The organism is Francisella sp. 19S2-4, assembly GCF_036281795.1.
Taxonomy (GTDB): Bacteria; Pseudomonadota; Gammaproteobacteria; order Francisellales; family Francisellaceae; genus Francisella.
The window spans coordinates 17,407-38,270 of sequence record NZ_JAWUZH010000011.1 but is presented as its reverse complement, the minus strand read 5'-3'; the positions used below and the strand labels follow the sequence as shown (position 1 = coordinate 38,270).

Sequence of the window (20,864 nt, the reverse complement as noted above, 5' to 3'; positions counted from 1 at the left end):
TCTATCCTTAATCAAAGGATTCTACATTATCATCCCAAAAATCATTCTCATTATTAGAGTTTTCTGTTGTTATCTTAAGAGTTTTTGGTGAAGAAAGTTGTTTATCACGGTTAGTTTTTCTTTGTATTGTTCTTCTAGCTTTCTTAGATTTTGAGATGCTAGATTTTACATGGTGTTGCATTTCTTCTAATGCCATTAGTATGTTAGCGGGCGTTATAGATGTTCTCTTTTTCTTTAAGTCACTTTTGATAGCATAATATTCGAATAGACTAAGAGGTGGAATTGATTGGTCTGCTAAAGGTATTTTAAAATAGTACTTTAGTTGAGGCTCATAAAACCAAATGTAAGATATATTCCTCGGGTCTCTTCTTAGTATGAATTTAGTTTTCTGCTTAGTATTTCTATTTATATGATTAATCCATGGCCTTAAGCAGTTATCATAATAATTTAAACCATCGATATTTACACCGTTCTTTTGGATGGTTCTGTTAAAGATAGGAAGAAAATCAATAAGTAAAGTTTCACTATCACTTGGTTTCATAGGATAGCCACAACCAGGATTTTGATCATCTCCAAATATTCCTTTTTCCCATTTTTCTATAGGCGTCATATCAATTGAGCTATGTTGCTTCTGGTGATATACTTTTGTAATAAATAGAAGTAGCCATTTTTCAAATTCAGCAAATGTCATGCAAGCATTTTTATCAGAATCATAATTAGCTCTTTCTGCTATATTTGAGAAAGTTGTTCCTGGTAAAGAGTGAACCTTTTTGACGATTGTTCCTATAAGTCTTTCTATATGTCCACCAAAATTAGGTCTACCAACGGGCCTAAATTCAATGTTTATACCATAGGATAAGCAGGACTTTCTCAAGCTATCAGATCTGAAATCTGCACCATTATCAACGTGTATAGTATTCATTAGTCCCCATACTGGCCATTCAGCATTAATATCATGCTCAAGTAACATTTTGTCTTTAGGAAGAATGGAGTTAGTTAAGCATAGAGCAACAGAAGCTTCGCTAGGAGGTTCAAGAGATAAGTAGTATCCTGTAATCATTCTACTAAAAACATCAATGGCTAAGGTTAGCCAAGGCCTACCGATGGGTAATCTATTATTATCATCAACAAGGATTATATCCATAAGAGTATGATCTATTTGTACAACTGATAATGGATGCGTTGCATGAGGGAATTTCCCAGCAGATGGATAATATAAATCTTGGGCTTTATTTCTATTTCCTTGTCTTTTTAATTTCTCTTCATGTGAAATTTTGGCAACACGGGCTCTAATGGTATTCTTACTTGGTGTAGTAATGTTTTTATTGTGGCACTCTATTTGTACAAGCTCTATTACTCTTTGGATACAAGGCTTTTGTTTAGTGAGATAGTATTCTTCAATATTTTTCTGAATAATAGCTTCAGCTGTTAAAGATAATCGCTGTGAGCCTAAAGTACATCCTCTTTTTTGTGGGAGTAAACTAGTTATTGAGCCAGTATTATTATATGCTCTTAACCATCTATAAATAGTAGTAAAATGAATATTATTGTCATAAGCGAGTTTTTCAATATCATCTTTGGTTGTAGACACTCCAATTAGTGGCTTAATTATAGAAAAGCGTTTTTCGACTTCTTCCCATTGTTTATCTGTGTATGAATCAATATCTTGCTGATGATTAGATATTTGATCTTTTTCTATGATACTTTTGACTTCATCAGTCAGAATAGATTTTGCCTTACCTGTTTTAACATCAACGCCAACAACAGTATTAAAGTCTATTGTTTGGGTAATTCTATATATATTTACGCCAACCTTAACATATTGATTGGGCTTAATAGATATACGACCTCTGTCTATATTGTTCATATTTGATTATCTCTATTATTTAACCAGACTATAGTCTTTCTATTTATAGGTGCTTGCATGTCGCAATACAATGTGTGATTAGCTATTAATCCAAGAATCTGTCCTAAGGCTATACCTTTTTGCTCACTCGTTACGTATAGATATTCTAAGATGTGGTCAATTGTTGAATGTCCGATGTTCGTAATATAGTCAATAATCCTAGATTCTTCTTGAGAAGAATACTTCATATGTTTACGATTATTAACCAATCTAATATTATCTAGATATGGACCTCTTATTTTATTCTCATCAAAAATCTTAAATACACAGCCATTATCTTTAGCATAAGAAGTAGCTAATTTAAACTTTTCTCTTAACTTATACCAATTAGATTTTATAAACTTATTAGGCTTAACTTCTACAATATAAGGCGGAATATTTGAGGATGCTAAAAAATCAATTCTAAAATCTGGTGTATATGAAGCATTGCGATTGCTTGAGTTTTTATACTCGATAGTTACTGGTTGTTCAGTAATATCAAGAACAACAAGATTAAACTCCATTAGTGATATAAAGTCTCTTTCTAATGTTGATTCAAAACTAACAGTTTTTTCTAATCTAAAAGGATAATTTCCTGAAACACTTGAATAAGTGTAGTGTATATCTCTATAATTAGACTTTATTTTCATAATGTTTTTTTCAGATGTTATTTATTAGCACTAATTCTTGGATAATTGACATATTTTATGGCAGATTATCATTAATTCTTGGAATTGTGTCTAATAAAATCATTGCTTTATATAGAAGTATATTAGCACTAATTCTTGGAATTGACAGTGGTAGCAATCCAATGCCTGGTGAAATTTCTTTGGCACATAATGGTGTTTTGTTTTTAGATGAATTGCCAGAATTTGACAGAAAAGTTTTAGAAGTTTTACGAGAGCCTTTAGAAACAGGTATTGTAAATATCTCTCGAGCAAGATGTCAGGTTGAATATCCTGCAAATTTTCAATTAATAGCAGCGATGAATCCATGCCCTTGTGGTTATTTAGGATCACAGTTCAAAGAATGTACAGACTCTATACAAGCAATTCGGCGCTATCAGAGTAAGCTTTCAGGACCTCTTTTAGATAGGATTGATTTGCATGTTGAGGTGCTAGAGCTTTCTAAAGAGGATTTAACAAATCAGAATTTACGTGGTGAAAAGAGCTATTATGTAAGACAGAGGGTTGAAAAAGCTCGCCAGATACAAATAACAAGGCAAGGTAAAATCAATGCTATGCTAAGTAGTAAGGAGTTGGATTTGGTTTGTAGCTTAAATGAAGAGAATAAAGAAATGCTATCTCAAGCAATAGAAAAGCTTGGATTATCGGCTAGAGGGTATTATAAAATATTAAAAGTAGCTAGAACTATAGCTGATATAAATGGTAGTAAAGATGTTGATAAAATTGCCATACAAGAAGCAATAAGTTATAGAAAAATGGATAAGTTTATTAAGTAGCTTTAAATGATAGCTGAGTTATAAAGCAATTAAAGTACCCTAAAGCAAAAATCGCCCTATGTTTAGTATATTTTATTTTCTATAATAATCATCAGAAATATAATTAAGCGTTAGTTAGCGTTTTTGAGACTAAAGAGGTATTGTTTTATGAGAAGACTTTTTTTGGATGCATTTAATCAAGAGAAATTAGAAAAACCTCCAGTATGGATTATGCGTCAAGCAGGTAGGTATTTACCTGAATATAGGGCTGTTAGATCAAAATTTGAGAACTTTATGGATATGTGTCGTAATGCAGACGCTTGCTGTGAAGTAGCTCTGCATCCATTAGATCGCTATGATCTGGATGCGGCAATTGTTTTTTCAGACATTTTGACAATTCCTGAAGCTATGGGCATGGATCTTAAATTTATTAAAGGTGTTGGGCCAGTGTTTTCAGATCCTATCGAATCTATAAAAGATCTAGGAAAGCTTAGATCAATAGAGGATAGTGTTGGAGATTTAGAGTATGTTTATAATGCAGTTAAAATAACTAGGTCAGCAATAAGTGTTCCTTTGATAGGTTTTACAGGTAGTCCATGGACATTGGCGGCATATATGGTCGAAGGATCTGGATCAAAACAGTTTAGTAAATTACGTAAAATGATGTATTCAAATCCACAATTAATGCATAGCTTATTACAAAGGCTATCAGATATCACAGTTATATATTTACTTGAGCAGGTTAAGTCAGGGGCTAGTTCTTTGATGATCTTTGATACATGGGGTGGAATTTTACCTCTGGAGAAATATAATGATTTTTCTTTAAAGTACATGGAATATATCGCTAGTAAAGTTAAGGAAAAATCAAATGTTCCAGTAGTGTTTTTTACTAAAGGTGGAGCTAATTTTTTTGACGAGTTAAAGGATAAGTCTTGTGATGGTGTTGGAGTTGATTGGAGTGTGACTATAAAACAAGCACGTCACAGGATTGGTGTTGGTAAAGTTCTTCAAGGTAACTTTGATCCGGCATTTTTATATGGAACTACAGATAGTATTCGAGAAACTGTTAAAAAGCATATGCAATTTATCCAATCAGATAAGTTAAATAATTATATTGTGAATCTTGGTCATGGTATTTATCCTGATATTGACCCAGATAATGTTAAAGTAATGATAGAGGCTATTAGAGAGTTTAGTGTTTAAGGCATAATTCTTGTTAAGAATCATTAAAAAACTTGACATAGTGAAAAACACTGTTATTATATATGTCTATAGACGCGGGGTGGAGCAGTTTGGTAGCTCGTCGGGCTCATAACCCGAAGGTCGTTGGTTCAAATCCAGCCCCCGCTACCAATCAGGAATTCTTTTACAAAGGCCCTTTAAGGGCCTTTTTGCTATCTAGACGATATGCAAAATCTAAGGGGTGAAAATGTTACTAGATGATTTATATGAGATAGTAGAACCCATCACAGCTGACTTAGGCTATATTTTATGGGGAATAGAGGTTGTAGGAAGTGGTAATATTACCATCCGTATTTTTATTGATCATGAAGATGGTGTTTCTGTTGATGATTGCCAAACTGTTAGTAGAGAGGTTAGTGCAATGTTTGACGTTGAAGATCCTATTTCTGGAAAATATGTTCTAGAAGTATCTTCTCCAGGAATGAATCGCCAGATTTTTAATATATCTCAAGCACAAGCATTGATAGGCTTTAGTGTAAAAGCTGTTACTTTAGCGCCTGTTGAATCACAAACAAAATTTAAAGGCTTGCTAAAAGGTGTTGATGGTAATAATGTTATTCTAGAGTTAGAGAATAACAAAGAGGTGAGTTTTGACTTTGATGAGCTTAAGAAGCTAAGAGTATCACCAGATTTTAGTTAGATAGAAGGAATAGGATATGAGCAAAGAATTATTGTTAGTATTAGAGACTGTAGCTAATGAGAAAGATATTTCAAAGGATCTTTTATTTGAGGCTATGGAAGAGGCTTTAGCTATTGTAACTAAAAAAGAACTTGATGAACAAATGAATATCGAGGTTACTATTAATAGAGTAACTGGTGAGTTTACGGCAGATAGAGTTTGGCACATAGTTTCTGAAGATGAAGATTTGATAGACTATTCAAAAGAGTTATATGAAGATGTTGCTCAAGAAAAGGGCTATGATGTTAAGGCTGGAGATGTGATACGTGAGCCTGTAGAAGTCAAAGAATATGGTCGTATAGCTGCAACAATGGCTAAACAGATCTTGATGAAGAAAATCAAGAATTTTGAGAAAGAAAAAACAGCAAAAATCTATCAAGGTAAAATTGGTGATATTGTTTATGGCGAAGTAAAAAGAGCGACATATGAAATATTAGTCATCGATCTTGGTAATAATGCTGAAGGTATTTTGCCTAAGAAAGATCTTATAGCTAGAGAAAGATTCCGTGTTGGAGATAAGATTAGAGCATGTGTAGAAAGTGTTGAGCAGGATGAGTTTGGTAAGCCAAATACAGTAATGCTAAGTAGAGCTAGCAATACAATGTTAAAAGCATTATTTAAGCTGGAAGTTCCTGAAGTTGAGGAAGAGCTTATAAATGTAGTGAATGTTGTTCGTGAACCTGGCTTTAGATCTAAGGTAACGGTTAAAAGCAATGATCAACGAATTGATCCTTGTGGAGCATGTGTGGGAGTTAGAGGGTCTAGAATTCATTCTATAATGAGTGAATTGAATGGTGAAAAAGTAGATGTTATCCTTTGGGATGAGGATGTTGTACAGTATGCTATTAACTCTTTATCTCCTGTCGATTCTGAAGATATATTAGAAGTTAATGTTGATGAAGAGTCAAATACAATGGATATCGTAGTTAAACAAGAAAGTTTATCTAAGGCTATTGGTAAAAATGGGGTTAATGTAAGACTTGCTAGTGCTCTTATTGGTTGGAGAATAAATGTCTTATCTGATGCTGAACAAGAAGAAAAGCAAATGTCTATAGTGGAGAAATTTGTTGAAGTATTAGATATAGATCATGATTTTGCTTTAGTCTTAATAGAAGAAGGGATAGAAACCTTAGAAGATCTGGCGTATTTAGATAGAGATGAGCTTTTAGAAATTGAAGGTTTTGATGAAGATGTTGTAGATGAGCTTCAAGAAAGAGCTAAAGCAGCTGTTTTATCAAAGGCATTAGGTGATAAAGAGCCAGCTGAAGATTTATTAAATATGCAAGGTATGAGTCAGGACTTGGCAAATCAATTGGCTCAGAATAATATAGTTACTATGGAAGATCTAGCAGATTTATCTGTTGATGAGTTACTAGATATTGTAGCTATGGATGAAGAGCAAGCAACAGATTTAATTATGCAAGCAAGAGCTCCTTGGTTTGAATAAAAAAAGTACGCGATAAATATAGAGTACAAGGGAGAGGGAAATGGCAGATATTACAGTTGGGCAATTAGCACAACAAACTAACAAAGATGTAGATACACTACTAAAGCAGCTAGAGTCTTTTGGTATATCTAAGTCTAGCGAAAAAGATACGCTTACATCAGATGAGATGAAAACGCTTTTAGAAAAAATTAATAGTGCAAAAACTGCAACAGCTAGAAAAAAAGTAACAACTATGAAACTTGATGGTAAACATAAGATAAATGTTTCTGTTAAGCGTAAAAGACGTGTTGCTAAAAAAACAGAAGATGTTGCTCCGAGTATTTCAGAGACTAAATCTCATGAAACAGAGCAAGTTGCTAAAGAAGAGCAATCTATAGTATCAGATGTTAAAAAAGATCAATCTTTGACAGCTCCGCTTGAGAAAGCTTCTGAGAAGAAAGTGGAAACAGCAGTTGCACAAGAGTCTAAAGTAGCTCCTATAAAGAGTAGTGGCTTCAAAATAACATCGATGCCTGAGGTGGTCTCAGAGGTAAGTGAGCAAGAAGATGCTGCTACAGATGATGCTTCTAACAATAAACAAGCAAAGAAAAAATCTACAAAGAAAGCTTTCTCTGAATCTGTTGCTAGTAGTAATACGAAATATAAGAGAGAAGAAGAAGAGAAGAAATCTAAAGCTAAAAAAGTTAGTGGTAAAGGATTTAAAAAAGCAAATCCTAGACAACTATCTCAGCTTACAGGTGATTTAGAATCATTTGATGATTTTGGATCTAGAAAAGGCAAGGTAAAACACTCAAAAGTTAAAAGACAAGAGTTTACTATGCCTGTTGAAAATACAGTTAAAACAGTTGAAATATACGAAGGTATTACTGTTAGTGATCTAGCTCAAAAGATGGCTGTAAAAGGCGCTGAAGTTGTTAAGATATTATTTAATATGGGTGTGATGGCAACTATTAACCAATCATTAGATCAAGATACAGCTATCTTAATTGTTGAGGAAATGGGCCATAAATATACTTTACATAATGAAAATGCTTTAGAAGAGGCTGTGACAACTGTTGATAGAAGTGGCTATAAGCAAATCTCAAGAGCTCCAGTTGTTACTATTATGGGACATGTTGATCATGGTAAGACATCTTTGCTTGACTATATTCGTAATGCTAGAGTTGTTGATGGTGAAGCTGGTGGGATAACACAACATATTGGTGCATATTCTGTAAAAACTAAGAAAGGTGCTTTGACGTTCTTAGATACTCCAGGCCATGAGGCTTTTACTTCAATGCGTGCTAGAGGTGCTAAGAGCACAGATATCGTGATTTTGGTTGTAGCGGCAGATGATGGTGTTATGCCTCAGACTGAAGAGGCTATTCAACATGCTAAGGCTGCTGGAGTTCCAATAGTTGTCGCAGTGAATAAGATTGATAAGCCTGAAGCAGATCCAGATAAGGTAATTGGCGAGTTAGCACAAAGAAACGTTATCCCTGAATCTTGGGGTGGTGATGCGATGTTTGTCAATGTTTCTGCAAAAACAGGTGAAGGAGTGCCAGATCTTTTGGATGCTGTATTACTTCAATCTGAAGTTTTAGAGTTAGAAGCGTTTGTTGATGGTAATGCAGAAGGTGTAGTAGTAGAGTCTCGTCTTGAAAAAGGTAGAGGTCCTGTTGCAACAGCGCTTATCAAAAATGGTAGACTTAAACAAGGTGATATAATTCTTTGTGGTAAGGAATATGGGCGTGTTAGAGCTATGTATAATGATCTTGGTAAACAGATTGAAATAGCGGGTCCTTCTACACCAGTTGAAATACTTGGTTTATCAGGTGTTCCAGCGGCAGGTGATGAGATGATTGTTGTTGAAAGCGACAAAAAAGCAAAAGAAGTTGCAACACAAAGAGCACAAAAGCAAAAAGAAGCTAAGATTGCTCAAGAGCAGTCTCTTAAATTATCCAATATGTTTAATAATATGGGTAAAGAGGGTGAGCAGCAGGTTCTTAAAATAATACTTAAAGGTGATGTTCAAGGCTCTGTGGAGGCGATTAGAGAATCACTAAATAAACTTTCAACAGAAGAAGTGAAGGTTGATATTATTGCTAGTGGTATTGGTGCAATTACCTCGTCGGATGTCACTTTAGCAGTTGCATCAACGGCTGTTATTGTTGGTTTTAATGTTCGTGCTGATGGTGCGGCTAAGAAACTAGCTGAGAGTGATGGTGTGGAGCTTCGTTATTATAATATTATTTATGATTTAATCGATGATGTTAAGAAAGCTATGACAGGTCTTCTATCTCCTGAGATGAAAGAACAGATTATTGGTATTGCTGAAGTTAGGGAGGTCTATAGATCATCTAAATTTGGTTCAATTGCTGGTTGTATGGTTATTGAGGGAAGTGTTAAAAGAACTAACCCTATCCGTGTACTAAGAGATAACGTCGTTATCTATGAAGGGAGTCTTGAGTCTTTGAAGCGATTCAAAGATGATGCTTCTGAAGTTAAAAAAGGTATGGAGTGTGGTATTGGAGTTAAAAACTATAACGATGTACGTGCTGGTGACCAGATAGAAGTGTTTGAGGTTATTGAAGTAGCTAAGGAGTTATAGTGTTATGGCTGCAGAAGGTAGAGTGCAAAGAGTAGCAAGCGAGCTACAGAAAGTAATATCTTTATTATTACGTACTAGAATTAAAGACCCTAAGCTCGCTACTGCAACTATTACAGAAATAGATCTTTCTAGAGATTTATCTTATGCGAAAGTTTATTATACATGTCTTGCTGTAGAAGATAGGGAATCTATTGCAAAGGCTTTTGATAAATCGAAAGGCTTCTTTAGATCATCAATAGCTAAGTCTTTAAATTTAAGAATAGTACCGAATCTAAAATTTATTTATGATCAATCGTTAGATTATGGTATGGAGATGGAAGATAAAATCCAGAAGGCTTTAGATGCGGATTCTAAAATAATCAAACAAGATAACAAATCTCTAGAAGAGAATTATAAAGACAGCGATAAAGAAGATAAAGCTGAAAAATTGAGGTAGATTTTCTATGAGCAAACTCACTGCTGTTAGAGGGTTTAATGATATATTACCTGAACAGAGCCATAAGTGGCAATTCTTAGAATCTAAAATAAAATCCATTCTTGATAATTATCATTATGATGAGATCAGACTTCCTATTTTAGAAAAAAGCGAACTTTTTCATAGAAGTGTTGGAGAAACGTCAGATATTGTTTCAAAAGAGACGTATGACTTTCAAGATAGAAATGGTGATAGTTTGACATTGCGCCCAGAAGGAACCGCTGGATGTGTTAGGATGGTTGTAGAAAATGGCTTGGCTAATAGAGGGCAGACGCAAAAGCTTTGGTACTGCGGGCCAATGTTTCGCTATGAAAGACCACAGAAAGGGCGCTATAGACAGTTTTATCAGCTTGGTGTTGAAGCATATGGTTTTGATTCAATTGCAATTGATTTGGAGATTCTCTCTATCGCATGGAATTTATTTAATGATTTGGGTATATCAGGTTATGTTACATTGGAGTTGAATAACTTGGGCTCGAGCATTAATCGGCAAGAGTATGTCAAAGCTTTATTAAATTATTTAGAACCATATCACAATGAGTTAGATGAAGATTCTATTAAAAGGTTAGATAAAAATCCTTTGAGAATACTAGATTCAAAAATAGAAAGAACGCAAGAAATTCTTAAGGATGCTCCAAAATTAATAGATTTTATTGATGATGAGCAAAAATTGAGGCTTCAGCAGACTTGTGAATATCTTGATGTTATGGGTATTAACTATATTGTTAACTATAATCTTGTAAGAGGGTTGGATTATTATAGTGGTTTAGTCTTTGAATGGACAACTGATAGGCTAGGTACTCAAAGTGCTATTTGTGCTGGTGGAAGGTATGATAGTTTGATTGAGAATCTTGGTGGGCAAAAAGCAGGCTCAATAGGTTTTGGTATGGGCATGGAGCGTTTATTGTTGCTTTTAGATGAGCTTGGTAAGTTATCAGCCAAAGATGACACATGTGACGTTTTCTTTGTGTTAGATAAAGACTATTTACATAAGTCTTTTGCAATAGTTGAAAGTGTTAGAGAGGCACTTCCTAATTTAAGAGTAAATATGGATCTTAAGGCGGGAGGTTTTAAATCACAATTTAAAAAGGCTGATAAGTCACAAGCAAAAGTTGCTGTAATAATCGGTTACGATGAGCTAGAGAGGGGATTCGCTAGCATTAAGTATCTTCAAAAAGACCATCCTCAAGAGCAAGTTTTGTTGAGTGAGTTGGTAAATTTCTTAGAAAGATAGGTTATGAAACTACATAATATAAAAGGTTATGCTTGGATCGTTGTTGCTCTGAGTTCATTTTTATTGATTGATAAATATATAATGAATGTTTCGCCAAGTTTGATTGCGAATGATTTAATGAGTAGTTTTTCAATAAATGCTACTGAAATGAGTGCAATGGTATCCTTGTTTTTATGGGCTGTTGTTTTTTGTCAATTTTTTGTTGCTGGGCCAATTGTTGATAGGTTGGGCTTTAGAAAAGTTAGCTTTTTTTCTTTAGTCTTATCAGCTATTGGTTTGCTGTTATTTGTTTTATCGGCAGATATTCATAGTTTTGTTTTAGGTTGTATATCAAGGTTAATGATTGGAATCGGAGCATCTTTTGCAACTGTTGGATATATAAAGGCAGCTGCGGTGTGGTTCAGTCCTCGTAAGTTTGCATTTGTGTGTAGTTTTCTTATGACTGCTGCGATGACGGGAGCATTATTAGGTCAAGTTCCGTTAGCATACCTTATAGAATTAACAGGATCTTGGCATAGAGCTTTGATAAGTTATGCTTGTTTTAGTGTTGTTATGGCATTGCTATATTTAGCTTTAGTAAGAGATTACAATCCTCACGCACCTGATGTTAATAAAACATCGGCAGACGCAGGGACTCTTGCTGGAATAAAAAGAGTGCTTTTAAATAAAAATAATTGGTATCTTACTCTATATACGGGTTTAACTTTTACAACGATAGATGTTTTTGGGGGTATTTGGGGTAATAATTATTTTAGAGAGCTTTATGAAATAACTTCAAAAGATGCATCATTTATAGTGTCAATGATGTTTTTGGGGCTTGCTATAGGCTCTCCTGTTATAGGTAAACTTTCAGAGAGATTTGATAATAGAATAGGGATAATGATCATATTCCATATTATTGCAACTATTTCACTGGCAGGTGTTTTACAATTTAAGCTTACGCCAATGTTTTCTGGAATTTTATTATTTACGTTTGGATTTTGTTTAGGTGTTTATATGCTTGCTTTTGCTATAGGTAATAGAATTAATCCTATAGTTGTTGCAGCTACAGTCGCAGCTCTTATCAATACAGGAGAGCCTTTGCTTGGGGCTTTGTTTGATCCTCTTATTGGACATATGTTAGATATGACATGGACAGGGCAGTATATTGATGCTCATAATAATATTACTAATGTAATATCAGAAGGAGCGCATAGATACTTTGGCATTCAAGCCTATCATAATGCCTTTTTAATATTGGTTTTTAGTATGATTGTGTCATTCTTCTTATTGATTTTAGTTAGAGATAAAGAAGTTAAGTGAAAAAATGAATCTTAAAGAAATATATTTTGAAAAAGTTAAGAAGCTTAATTTAAAAGCGGACTCTTTACAAATTGAAGCTGTGAGTTGTTTACAAAAAATAGTTGATCAACTTCTTTCGAAAAAAGCTTCAAAGATTGGTTTCTTTAAGAAATCGATTTACCCACAAATAACTGGTTTATACATGTGGGGAGGGGTTGGTCGAGGTAAGACTTTTATTATGGATATCTTCTATAATAATTTACCTATAGAAAAAAAAAGACGTCAGCACTTTTCTCATTTTATGAAAAGTATTCACTCGCAATTAAGAAAGTATCAAGGTAAAAAAAACCCTATATCAAAGGTGGCTTATGATATGGCTAAAGAGATGCAAGTAATATGCTTTGATGAATTTTTTGTCGAAGATATTGCTGATGCGATGATATTAGGGAATGTTTTTACAGAGTTGTTTAAATTAGGAGTTGTTTTAGTAGCAACCTCTAATATAGAGCCTGAGAAGCTATATCGTAATGGTTTGCAAAGGGAGCAGTTTTTGCCTGCTATTGATGTTTTACTTGAACATGTCGATGTTTTGAATTTAGATTCGGGAATAGATTATAGATTTCGTTTGCCAACTGATTATATGAATTATTTATATCCATATAATGAACAAAATCGTAAGAATTTTTTTGATAGGTTTTTTATAAGAAATAAATATTTTGATAAAGATTCAAAGATTCAAGTTTTAGGTAGAAGTATTCCAGTAATGCTTTTAAGTCATAATGATGTCTGTTTTGATTTTAAAATTATTTGTGGTGATGGTAGGAGTTCCCAAGATTATATAGATATTTGTGAGCAGTTTGAGCAAATATTTATATATAATTTAGTCGGATTTGATGAATATAATGAAGATATGGCAAGGCGTTTTATAGCCCTTATTGATGAATTTTATGATCAAAATAAGAAGGTTGTAATTTTAGCTAATTATGATTTTAAAGATATATATAAGGGTGAACGGTTAAAATTTGAGTTTCAGAGAACTGTGAGTCGCCTCAATGATATGCAAAACCCAAAATTTGGAGCCTCAAATGAATAAGGTTCAGTTTCTTGAAGTTTCTGATGATGTTGAAAGTCAGCGAATAGATAATTTTTTGATTGGGAAGTTCTCTCAATTACCTAAATCCTTAATTTATCGCTGGATTCGTAAGGGTGAATTACGAGTAAATAAGAAAAGAGTGAAGCAAACTTCACGAGTTAGTGCGGGCGATATTGTCCGTGTTCCTCCTTTTAGTCTCGAAGAGAGTCAGGAGCTGATAAAGGTATCGCAATCCCATCTTGATTTTCTTGAACAATGCATACTTTATGAAAATGATGACTATATTATTGTAAATAAACCGTCAGGGATGGCGGTGCATGGAGGATCTGGAGTAAATTCAGGACTAGTCGAGCGTCTAAGGCAATTAAGACCTAAAGCTAGACGTTTAGATTTGGTTCATCGACTGGATAAAGAGACTTCAGGATGTGTACTTTTAGCTAAAAAACATAGTTCATTGGTATATTTTTTTGATTTATTCAAGCAGAGAAAAGTTAATAAAATCTATTATGCTGTAGTTCATGGCAAATGGGATAGTAATATTAAAGAAATAGATTTACCATTAAAGAGAACGGAAACTAAAGATGGTCAGAGACTAGTTAAGATTGATAAAAAAGAGGGTAAAAAAGCTCTTACAAAAATTATATCAGTTAAGCATCTTGGCGATTATAGCTTGCTTGAAATTAAGCTGGAAACGGGAAGGACTCATCAAATTAGAGTACATACGAGGGCTATGGGAAACCCAATAGTCGCAGATAAGAAGTATGGTTTTGTCGATAAAGATAAAAAATTAGCTGATAATGGTGTTGATAGGTTATTGCTCCATGCTAGTAGATTAGAGTTTTTTGATGAAAAATTGCAGCGAAAGATAACAGCGGTAGCTGAGCTAGATAATAGATTTAATAAGTTTTTGTCAAATTAGTCTTTAGTATCTTTGATCATAATTAAGATTATTAATGACGCTACCATACTGATAACAAGTGTTGTGAAGGCAAAGTGATAAGAGCTTAAGTCAAAATACTTGATATCTGCAGAGCTTGTATGTTGAGAAACTATTTCACCTGCTTTATTTATATATTTGCCAGTCCAAGATAAATCTAAGAAATATCCTATTAGAGGATCAAATATTGCTCCTAATATAGGTTCTCCAGTATTGATAAAAGCAGCCACAGTTGCAGTGATTATGATTGGATTTATTCGATTACCTATTGCAAATGAGAGCATATAAATTCCAAGACATAAGCCAAAAATAAATAGTAGAACTGCTGATATAATAGCACTAGTCTTTGCTAGTAATACGAAGCTGATAGCTATAGTACCTATTATATGAAAAAATATCATTACACCTTTTCTACTATTAAGTGTTTCTGAAAGTTTACCAATTATTGGAGAGCCTATGGCCATACCTATGAATATCATTGAGATTATACTTGCAGCATCTTCTTTAGAAACATGATAAGCTTCACGGAAGTAAGCATTACCCCAAAAACCCGCAAAGGCATCAACAGCGGTAAAACTTAATCCAACATAGAATGTTAGTAACCAGTTGTTTTTATTTTTTACAACTTCTTTGAGGGCATCGATAGTTTTTAATTGGTGGCTAGGCGAACTAGCTTCTGGTTGTTTAGGGTTAAAGTCACGAACAATAATATAATATACGACTCCCATAAGTAAGCTAGCTACAGCAAATAAAAGCATAGCCATTTTCCAGTCACCACAAAGGCTGATTAGGTATGCTAGAGGAGCCTGCGCACATAATGCTCCAATCATTGCAGCAGTGGCTAAAAAACTAGCTGCGAAGGCAAATCTACGAGGTTCAAACCATACAGAGACAGCTTTTAGGTAAGAGATTGTTGCAAAAGAAACGCCAAATCCTGTAATTATTCTAGCAATATATGCCATGCTAAGACTATTAAGGTTGGCAGCAACAACAAATAAAATAACTCCTATTGCAGAAATAGTTATGGAGATAGGACTAATTATTCTAAAGCCAAATTTGTCGATAATTGGGCCAGCTAAAAAGAGTTGACAGATAATGATAGACCAAAAGAAAGCAGAGCCTAATGCGCCGGTTTGTGTAGCATTTGTACCAAAACTTGACATCATATCATCTGTAATAAGACTAGGAAAAACTTGCATTATATATTTATCAAACAATAAAAAAGAACTTAGTATTATTATTATCCAAGCATACCCGCGTATGTTGTGTATTTTCTGCTCCATGAGATCCAATATATGTAATAAAATATGATATATAGCTTTTAATTTTATGCTTGAAAGAAAGCTATTTCAAGATAAAAGCTTTTTCTTTTCTAATATGGTATTTTTTGTTATGATAAGTCAATATTTTTGTTAAGTTATGTGGTGTTATGTTAGCAAATATGATAATTGATGCTAAGAGGTTTGTACTGATACAGGCAGTATTGGCATTAGTTGGTTATGTTATAACTCTTTTATTTTTTAACCATTTATATGCTAATTCTTTCTTTATGGGTGCTTTGGCTATGTTTATAGCTAATATGGTGTTTTTTGGAAGACTTTTTGTACGTAAACAGTTCTCTCCTGGTATTGAAATCGTTATTTTTTATCTGAGTGAAATGCTTAAATTAGGCATTGTAGCTGTAATTACTATAGTGTTAGCGATTTATGTAAAACCGAAATTATTTTCTTACATTTCTGGATTAGTTTTGTTACAATTAGTAGTGTGTTTTGTGCCTGTCTTATTTAAAAAGATTAGATAGGTTTGTTTTTATGGTATTGAAATAAAAAGATAATACTTTTAAAGTAATATTTAATTTTATATTGGTGGAAAGTTTAATGGCAAATACAGAGGCAGGCTCTCAAGTAGCTACTGAATATGTTCAGCATCATTTACATCACTGGCAAATAAGCTTGGGTAAGGGTGCTTTTTGGCAGCTTAATGTTGACTCAATCCTAGTGAGTGGTGTCTTAGGGGTTGTTTTTATTCTTGCGATGTTTTTGGTGGCAAGAAAGGTTCACTCTGGTGTTCCTGGTAAGTTTCAAAATATGGTTGAAGCAATATGGGAATGGATGGATGGACTAGTTGCTGAAAACTATCATCAAAAGAGAGATTTTGTGACTCCGTTAGCTTTAACAATATTTGTATGGGTTGTTTTGATGAACCTAATGGATCTTTTGCCTGTAGATCTGTTTGGTTGGATTCTTAGTTTTTTTGATGGTGGTCACGAACCTTATTTTAGAGTTGTTCCTACAGCGGATCCAAATGTGACTTTTGCTATGTCTATAGCGGTGTTTTTCTTAGTTATTTTTTATAACCTTAAGGCAAAAGGTTTTGGTTTGGCTAAGGAAATTTTAAGTGCGCCTTTTGGTATTTGGCTATTCCCTTTAAATATATTTTTTAGATTGATTGATGAGGTTGTTAAACCGGTCTCTTTATCACTGCGTTTGTTTGGTAATATTTTTGCAGGAGAGCTTATATTTATTTTGATAGCTTTACTGCCTTGGTGGTTTCAGTGGACTTTAGGTAGTATATGGGCAATATTCCATATACTGATAGTTTTGATACAAGCTTTTGTATTTATGATGTTGACTGTGGTTTATTTAAATATGGCACAGGAAGCTCATTAATTTTTAATTAACTAAAAAAAAGAATCTTTAAAAAAACAGGAGAAATGAAAAATGAATATGTCTTTACAAGTTTTAGGAAACTTAAATGGTTTAACAGCGATTGCAGTTGCACTGTTGATTTCTTTACCAGCTTTAGGAACAGCTGTTGGTTTTGGTGTGTTAGGTGGTAAATATCTTGAAGGTGTTGCACGTCAGCCTGAGCTGGGTGGTATGTTACTTGGTCGTATGTTTATTGTTGCTGCTTTCGTTGATGCGTTTGCTGCAATTTCAATAGCAATAGGTTTCTTGGTTCTTTATGCAAACCCTTTAGCAATTCCTGGTTTAGCAGAAGCAGCTCAAAAAGTAGTTGGTGCATAATTTAGAATTATAAAATCATAAATTTCATTATCTAAAGGATAAGTAGATGGATATTAATATAACCCTAATTGGCCAGATGATAACATTTGCAATCTTCGTTGGTTTTACAATGAAGTTTGTATGGCCGCCACTACGCAAAGCTTTAGACGAGCGTAGAGAGAAAATAGCTGAAGGATTAGCTTCTGCTGATAGGGCATCTAGAGAATTAGAAGTTGCTAAGAGAAAATCAGCTGAAGTATTACGTGAAGCTAAGGCTAAAGCTACTGAGATAGTCGAGAATGCTTATGTTAGAGCACACAAGGTTGATGAGCAAGCAAAAGAAGAAGCTATTGCTGCAGCTGATAAAATCAAAAGTATGGCTATGGCTGAGATTGAACAAGAGAAGATAAAGGCGAGAGAAGAGCTTAAACATGAGCTTGTGACATTGGCTATGGCTGGAGCTAGTAAGATTATATCTGCAAAAGTTGATCAAAAAGCTAGTCATAAGATTTTAGAAGACTTTGTAGAGAAGGTTTAATTTTTAATAAGGTAAACACATGGTAAATCTAAGTGTGATCGCAAAGCCATATGCTAAAGCAGCATTTGAATTTGCGAATGAAAATAATCTACTACAAGAATGGTCTAGATTACTTAAAGTATTTGCTGAGTTAATTAAGGATAGCTCTATTGCAGAGATTATATCCAGTCCTGTTTTTTCGCAAGTAGAAATAGTAAGTGAGTTAAAAGATCAACTAGATAAAAACTTTTTTAATTTTCTTATCTTAGCTGCTGAAAATAAAAAATTGTCAGTTTTGCCTGAAATTGCAAAGCAGTTTGAAGTTATACAGAATGCTAGTAATAATGTTAAGACTGCAAATGTTACTTTAGCATATGCTGCAGATGAAGACTTATTAAATAGTTTGAAAAAAAGTCTGGAAAAAAGATTTGGCTGTTCTATAAATATTAAAGTAGATATTGATCCAGCAATAGTTGGTGGAGCAATAGTCAAGGTTGGCGATACAGTTATCGATAACTCTGTATCTGGTCGTTTAGAAAAATTAAAAAGTATTTTGTTATCATAAATTATAGGAAGTGAGCTTATGCAATTAAGTCCATCAGAAATAAGTGGTTTAATAAAACAAAGAATTGAGAAGTTTGATAATTCAATTGAACTTAAGTCAGAGGGAACAATCGTTAGTGTAGCTGATGGTATTGTTACTATATATGGTTTGGATGATGTGACTGCTGGTGAAATGATTAAATTACCAGGAGATCTTTATGGTCTTGCTCTTAACTTAAACACTGACTCTGTTGGAGCAGTTGTATTAGGTGAGTATGAGCATCTTAAAGAAGGAGATAAGGCATATTGTACAGGTAAAATCTTAGAAGTTCCTGTTGGAGAAGCTTTACTTGGAAGAGTTGTTGATGCTTTAGGTAATCCTATTGATGGTAAAGGTGAAATCGAAACTGATCATTCATCTCCAATTGAGAAGATTGCTCCTGGAGTTATTTGGAGAAAATCTGTAGATCAAGCGTTACAAACAGGTATTAAGTCAATTGACTCAATGGTTCCAATTGGGCGAGGGCAAAGAGAACTTATTATCGGCGATAGACAAATTGGTAAAACAGCCATTGCTATCGATACAATTATTAACCAAAAGGGAACTGGTGTTAAGTGTATTTATGTTGCTATTGGTCAAAAAGCATCATCAATTGCTAACATAGTTAGACAGCTAGAAGAGCATGGAGCTATGGAGCATACTATTATTGTTGCTGCGACAGCTTCAGATTCTGCTGCATTACAATATATTGCACCATATGCTGGTTGTTCTATGGGAGAGTACTTTAGAGATCGTGGCGAAGATGCTCTTATCGTATATGATGACTTAACTAAGCAAGCGTGGGCTTATAGACAGATTTCATTATTATTAAGAAGACCTCCAGGACGTGAAGCATATCCAGGTGATGTTTTTTATCTTCACTCAAGACTTTTAGAAAGAGCAGCTAGAGTGAATGAAGAATATGTTGAGAAGTTTACTGAAGGTAAGGTTAAAGGAAAAACTGGTTCTTTAACTGCATTACCTATTATTGAGACTCAAGCTGGTGATATATCAGCATTTGTACCTACAAACGTAATATCTATTACAGATGGACAGATATTTTTAGAGACAGACTTGTTTAACTCTGGTTTAAGACCAGCGATAAACCCAGGTAACTCAGTATCTCGTGTAGGTGGTGCGGCACAAACTAAAATCATCAAAAAACTAGGTGGTGGTATACGTTTAGCTTTGGCTCAGTTTAGAGAGTTGGAAGCATTTTCACAGTTTGCTTCTGATTTGGATGAAGCAACAAGAGCTCAGTTAAGTAGAGGTCAAAGAGTGACTGAACTTCTAAAACAGAAGCAGTTCTCGACATTATCTATCGCATTAATGGCTTTATCATTATATGCAGTTGATAATGGTTATTTAGATAGCTTAGAAGTTTCAGAAGTTATACCTTTTGAAGCAGCTTTACATGCTTTGGCTGAGGATAAATATGCTGAGATAATCGCAGATATTAATCAGACTGGTAATTATGATGCAGAAACTGCTGATAAGTTAAAAACTATTGTAGAAGATTGCAAAGCAAATCAAGCTTGGTAGGAGTATAGACGATGTCTAATGCTAGAGAAATAAAATCCAAAGTAGCCAGTGTTAAAAATACTCAAAAAATTACTGGTGCTATGGAGTTAGTAGCAGCAAGTAAGATGCGCGGCGCTATTGTTAAAATGAATAACGTACGCCCTTATGTTGAGAGTGCTAATACTATTATTAAAAATGTTACTGCTGCTAGTATTGATTATCCTAACCCTTATCTGTTTGATAGAGAAGCAAAAAGAGTTGGTTATATCATTACATCAACAGATAGAGGCTTATGTGGTGGATTAAATATTAATCTTTTTAAACATGTATTGAAGGATATTAAAAAGTATCTTGATAGTAGGGTTGAGGTTGATGTTTGTGTTATTGGTTCTAAAGCAGAAAATTTCTTTGCAAAACTTAAAGATGTAAATGTTGTAGCAACTGCTCATTATAATGATAAAGATATAGATGGTAGTGTTAGGGCTATAGGCGGAGCTGTTAAGGTAATGCTGGATAAGTTTACATCAGGTGAAATCGATAGACTATATATGAGTAGCAACCAGTTTGTGAGTACTATTAAACAAAGACCAAGATTGCAAACGTTACTACCAATTCAAGATATCTTTACTGAAGAAGAGAAGAAGGCAAATAAAGAGCAGGCCTCTAAAGGTCACTGGGACTATATTTATGAAAGAGATATAGAAGAAGTGTTAAACGCTCTTTGTATTAGATATATTGAAGCTCAGGTTAGAGGAGCAATATTAGAAAATGCTGCATGTGAGCAAGCTGCTCGTATGATGGCGATGAAAAATGCAACTGATAATGCTAGTGATATTATTGATCAGTTGAAACTAGATTATAATAAAGTAAGACAGGCTATGATTACACAAGAGCTTGCAGAAATTTGTTCAGGTGCGGCAGCAGTTTAGGAGAG

Annotated in this window: 19 protein-coding genes, 1 tRNA gene and 1 pseudogene; 18 read left to right on the top strand and 3 right to left on the bottom strand. The window is 34.0% G+C overall.

The features are described from left to right. Window positions 1-7: 7 nt before the first annotated feature. The gene (locus R8535_RS03880; protein ID WP_329496758.1) at window positions 8-1,867 is read right to left on the bottom strand and encodes a Mu transposase C-terminal domain-containing protein; all 1,860 of its coding nucleotides are present in this window, start codon (window positions 1,865-1,867) and stop codon (window positions 8-10) included. Further along, entirely contained in the window at window positions 1,864-2,535 is a 672-nt protein-coding gene (locus R8535_RS03875) for a TnsA endonuclease N-terminal domain-containing protein (RefSeq protein WP_329496757.1), read from the bottom strand. The genes R8535_RS03880 and R8535_RS03875 overlap by 4 nt, the downstream gene beginning before the upstream one ends. Before the next feature lie 140 nt (window positions 2,536-2,675). Here R8535_RS03875 and R8535_RS03870 point away from each other — a divergent pair. From R8535_RS03870 to R8535_RS03820, 11 genes and pseudogenes are all read left to right on the top strand, one after another. Continuing rightward, window positions 2,676-3,347: pseudogene (locus R8535_RS03870) on the top strand (ATP-binding protein); the annotation flags it as partial. Between the two features lie 147 nt (window positions 3,348-3,494). Further along, window positions 3,495-4,529 (top strand): uroporphyrinogen decarboxylase, encoded by a 1,035-nt coding sequence (hemE, locus tag R8535_RS03865; RefSeq protein ID WP_329496753.1) that lies wholly within the window; start codon window positions 3,495-3,497, stop codon window positions 4,527-4,529. Window positions 4,530-4,602: 73 nt separating this feature from the next. After that, window positions 4,603-4,679: transfer RNA gene (locus tag R8535_RS03860), tRNA-Met, on the top strand. A gap of 76 nt (window positions 4,680-4,755) precedes the next feature. Beyond that, window positions 4,756-5,208, top strand: a complete 453-nt coding sequence (gene rimP / locus R8535_RS03855; protein WP_329496751.1) for a ribosome maturation factor RimP — start codon at window positions 4,756-4,758, stop codon at window positions 5,206-5,208. A 16-nt stretch (window positions 5,209-5,224) separates the two neighbouring features. After that, entirely contained in the window at window positions 5,225-6,694 is a 1,470-nt protein-coding gene (gene nusA / locus R8535_RS03850; RefSeq protein ID WP_329496749.1) for a transcription termination factor NusA, read from the top strand. 40 nt (window positions 6,695-6,734) lie between these two features. Beyond that, window positions 6,735-9,284: a translation initiation factor IF-2 gene (infB, locus tag R8535_RS03845; protein WP_329496746.1), complete on the top strand. Its 2,550-nt coding sequence runs from the start codon at window positions 6,735-6,737 to the stop codon at window positions 9,282-9,284. A 4-nt stretch (window positions 9,285-9,288) separates the two neighbouring features. Then, the gene (gene rbfA, locus R8535_RS03840; protein ID WP_329496745.1) at window positions 9,289-9,720 is read left to right on the top strand and encodes a 30S ribosome-binding factor RbfA; all 432 of its coding nucleotides are present in this window, start codon (window positions 9,289-9,291) and stop codon (window positions 9,718-9,720) included. Between the two features lie 7 nt (window positions 9,721-9,727). Then, entirely contained in the window at window positions 9,728-10,993 is a 1,266-nt protein-coding gene (hisS, locus tag R8535_RS03835; RefSeq protein WP_329496742.1) for a histidine--tRNA ligase, read from the top strand. 3 nt (window positions 10,994-10,996) lie between these two features. Further along, complete coding sequence (locus R8535_RS03830; protein WP_329496740.1) at window positions 10,997-12,295, top strand: MFS transporter; 1,299 nt, start codon at window positions 10,997-10,999, stop codon at window positions 12,293-12,295. Between the two features lie 4 nt (window positions 12,296-12,299). Beyond that, entirely contained in the window at window positions 12,300-13,367 is a 1,068-nt protein-coding gene (zapE, locus tag R8535_RS03825) for a cell division protein ZapE (protein ID WP_329496738.1), read from the top strand. Then, a complete protein-coding gene (locus R8535_RS03820) occupies window positions 13,360-14,286 on the top strand; it encodes an RluA family pseudouridine synthase (RefSeq protein WP_329496736.1) in 927 nt (308 codons plus the stop codon). The genes zapE and R8535_RS03820 overlap by 8 nt, the downstream gene beginning before the upstream one ends. On the opposite strand, the gene R8535_RS03815 is transcribed toward R8535_RS03820, so the two are convergent. After that, a complete protein-coding gene (locus R8535_RS03815; protein WP_329496734.1) occupies window positions 14,283-15,587 on the bottom strand; it encodes an MFS transporter in 1,305 nt (434 codons plus the stop codon). The two genes, R8535_RS03820 and R8535_RS03815, sit on opposite strands and share 4 nt — an antisense overlap. Before the next feature lie 146 nt (window positions 15,588-15,733). On the opposite strand from R8535_RS03815, the gene R8535_RS03810 reads away from it, so the two are divergent. From R8535_RS03810 to R8535_RS03780, 7 genes are all read left to right on the top strand, one after another. Beyond that, a complete protein-coding gene (locus R8535_RS03810) occupies window positions 15,734-16,105 on the top strand; it encodes an ATP synthase subunit I (protein WP_329496732.1) in 372 nt (123 codons plus the stop codon). Window positions 16,106-16,181: 76 nt separating this feature from the next. Continuing rightward, on the top strand, window positions 16,182-16,973 hold the full coding sequence (atpB, locus tag R8535_RS03805) for a F0F1 ATP synthase subunit A (protein ID WP_329496730.1): 792 nt from the start codon (window positions 16,182-16,184) through the stop codon (window positions 16,971-16,973). A gap of 51 nt (window positions 16,974-17,024) precedes the next feature. After that, window positions 17,025-17,330, top strand: coding sequence for a F0F1 ATP synthase subunit B (locus R8535_RS03800; protein WP_150467522.1), 306 nt, complete (start codon window positions 17,025-17,027; stop codon window positions 17,328-17,330). Window positions 17,331-17,376: 46 nt separating this feature from the next. Further along, complete coding sequence (locus tag R8535_RS03795; protein ID WP_329496727.1) at window positions 17,377-17,847, top strand: F0F1 ATP synthase subunit B; 471 nt, start codon at window positions 17,377-17,379, stop codon at window positions 17,845-17,847. Between the two features lie 19 nt (window positions 17,848-17,866). Further along, window positions 17,867-18,391 carry a F0F1 ATP synthase subunit delta gene (locus tag R8535_RS03790; protein ID WP_329496725.1) on the top strand — a complete coding sequence of 175 codons (525 nt, stop codon included), beginning with the start codon at window positions 17,867-17,869 and terminating at the stop codon, window positions 18,389-18,391. Window positions 18,392-18,409: 18 nt separating this feature from the next. Beyond that, on the top strand, window positions 18,410-19,951 hold the full coding sequence (gene atpA, locus R8535_RS03785) for a F0F1 ATP synthase subunit alpha (protein WP_329496723.1): 1,542 nt from the start codon (window positions 18,410-18,412) through the stop codon (window positions 19,949-19,951). Between the two features lie 11 nt (window positions 19,952-19,962). Then, on the top strand, window positions 19,963-20,859 hold the full coding sequence (locus tag R8535_RS03780) for a F0F1 ATP synthase subunit gamma (RefSeq protein WP_329496721.1): 897 nt from the start codon (window positions 19,963-19,965) through the stop codon (window positions 20,857-20,859). The last annotated feature ends 5 nt before the right edge of the window (window positions 20,860-20,864 follow it).

Bases quoted from the DNA above. Each gene is read 5' to 3' on its own strand.
- hemE (WP_329496753.1), top strand. From the start codon at position 3,495: ATGAGAAGACTTTTTTTGGATGCATTTAATCAAGAGAAATTAGAAAAA.
- rimP (WP_329496751.1), top strand. From the start codon at position 4,756: ATGTTACTAGATGATTTATATGAGATAGTAGAACCCATCACAGCTGAC.
- R8535_RS03810 (WP_329496732.1), top strand. From the start codon at position 15,734: ATGTTAGCAAATATGATAATTGATGCTAAGAGGTTTGTACTGATACAG.
- nusA (WP_329496749.1), top strand. From the start codon at position 5,225: ATGAGCAAAGAATTATTGTTAGTATTAGAGACTGTAGCTAATGAGAAA.
- R8535_RS03820 (WP_329496736.1), top strand. From the start codon at position 13,360: ATGAATAAGGTTCAGTTTCTTGAAGTTTCTGATGATGTTGAAAGTCAG.
- R8535_RS03780 (WP_329496721.1), top strand. From the start codon at position 19,963: ATGTCTAATGCTAGAGAAATAAAATCCAAAGTAGCCAGTGTTAAAAAT.
- zapE (WP_329496738.1), top strand. From the start codon at position 12,300: ATGAATCTTAAAGAAATATATTTTGAAAAAGTTAAGAAGCTTAATTTA.
- R8535_RS03800 (WP_150467522.1), top strand. From the start codon at position 17,025: ATGAATATGTCTTTACAAGTTTTAGGAAACTTAAATGGTTTAACAGCG.
- R8535_RS03880 (WP_329496758.1), bottom strand. From the start codon at position 1,867: ATGAACAATATAGACAGAGGTCGTATATCTATTAAGCCCAATCAATAT.
- R8535_RS03790 (WP_329496725.1), top strand. From the start codon at position 17,867: ATGGTAAATCTAAGTGTGATCGCAAAGCCATATGCTAAAGCAGCATTT.
- rbfA (WP_329496745.1), top strand. From the start codon at position 9,289: ATGGCTGCAGAAGGTAGAGTGCAAAGAGTAGCAAGCGAGCTACAGAAA.
- infB (WP_329496746.1), top strand. From the start codon at position 6,735: ATGGCAGATATTACAGTTGGGCAATTAGCACAACAAACTAACAAAGAT.
- atpA (WP_329496723.1), top strand. From the start codon at position 18,410: ATGCAATTAAGTCCATCAGAAATAAGTGGTTTAATAAAACAAAGAATT.
- hisS (WP_329496742.1), top strand. From the start codon at position 9,728: ATGAGCAAACTCACTGCTGTTAGAGGGTTTAATGATATATTACCTGAA.
- R8535_RS03815 (WP_329496734.1), bottom strand. From the start codon at position 15,587: ATGGAGCAGAAAATACACAACATACGCGGGTATGCTTGGATAATAATA.
- R8535_RS03795 (WP_329496727.1), top strand. From the start codon at position 17,377: ATGGATATTAATATAACCCTAATTGGCCAGATGATAACATTTGCAATC.
- atpB (WP_329496730.1), top strand. From the start codon at position 16,182: ATGGCAAATACAGAGGCAGGCTCTCAAGTAGCTACTGAATATGTTCAG.
- R8535_RS03875 (WP_329496757.1), bottom strand. From the start codon at position 2,535: ATGAAAATAAAGTCTAATTATAGAGATATACACTACACTTATTCAAGT.
- R8535_RS03830 (WP_329496740.1), top strand. From the start codon at position 10,997: ATGAAACTACATAATATAAAAGGTTATGCTTGGATCGTTGTTGCTCTG.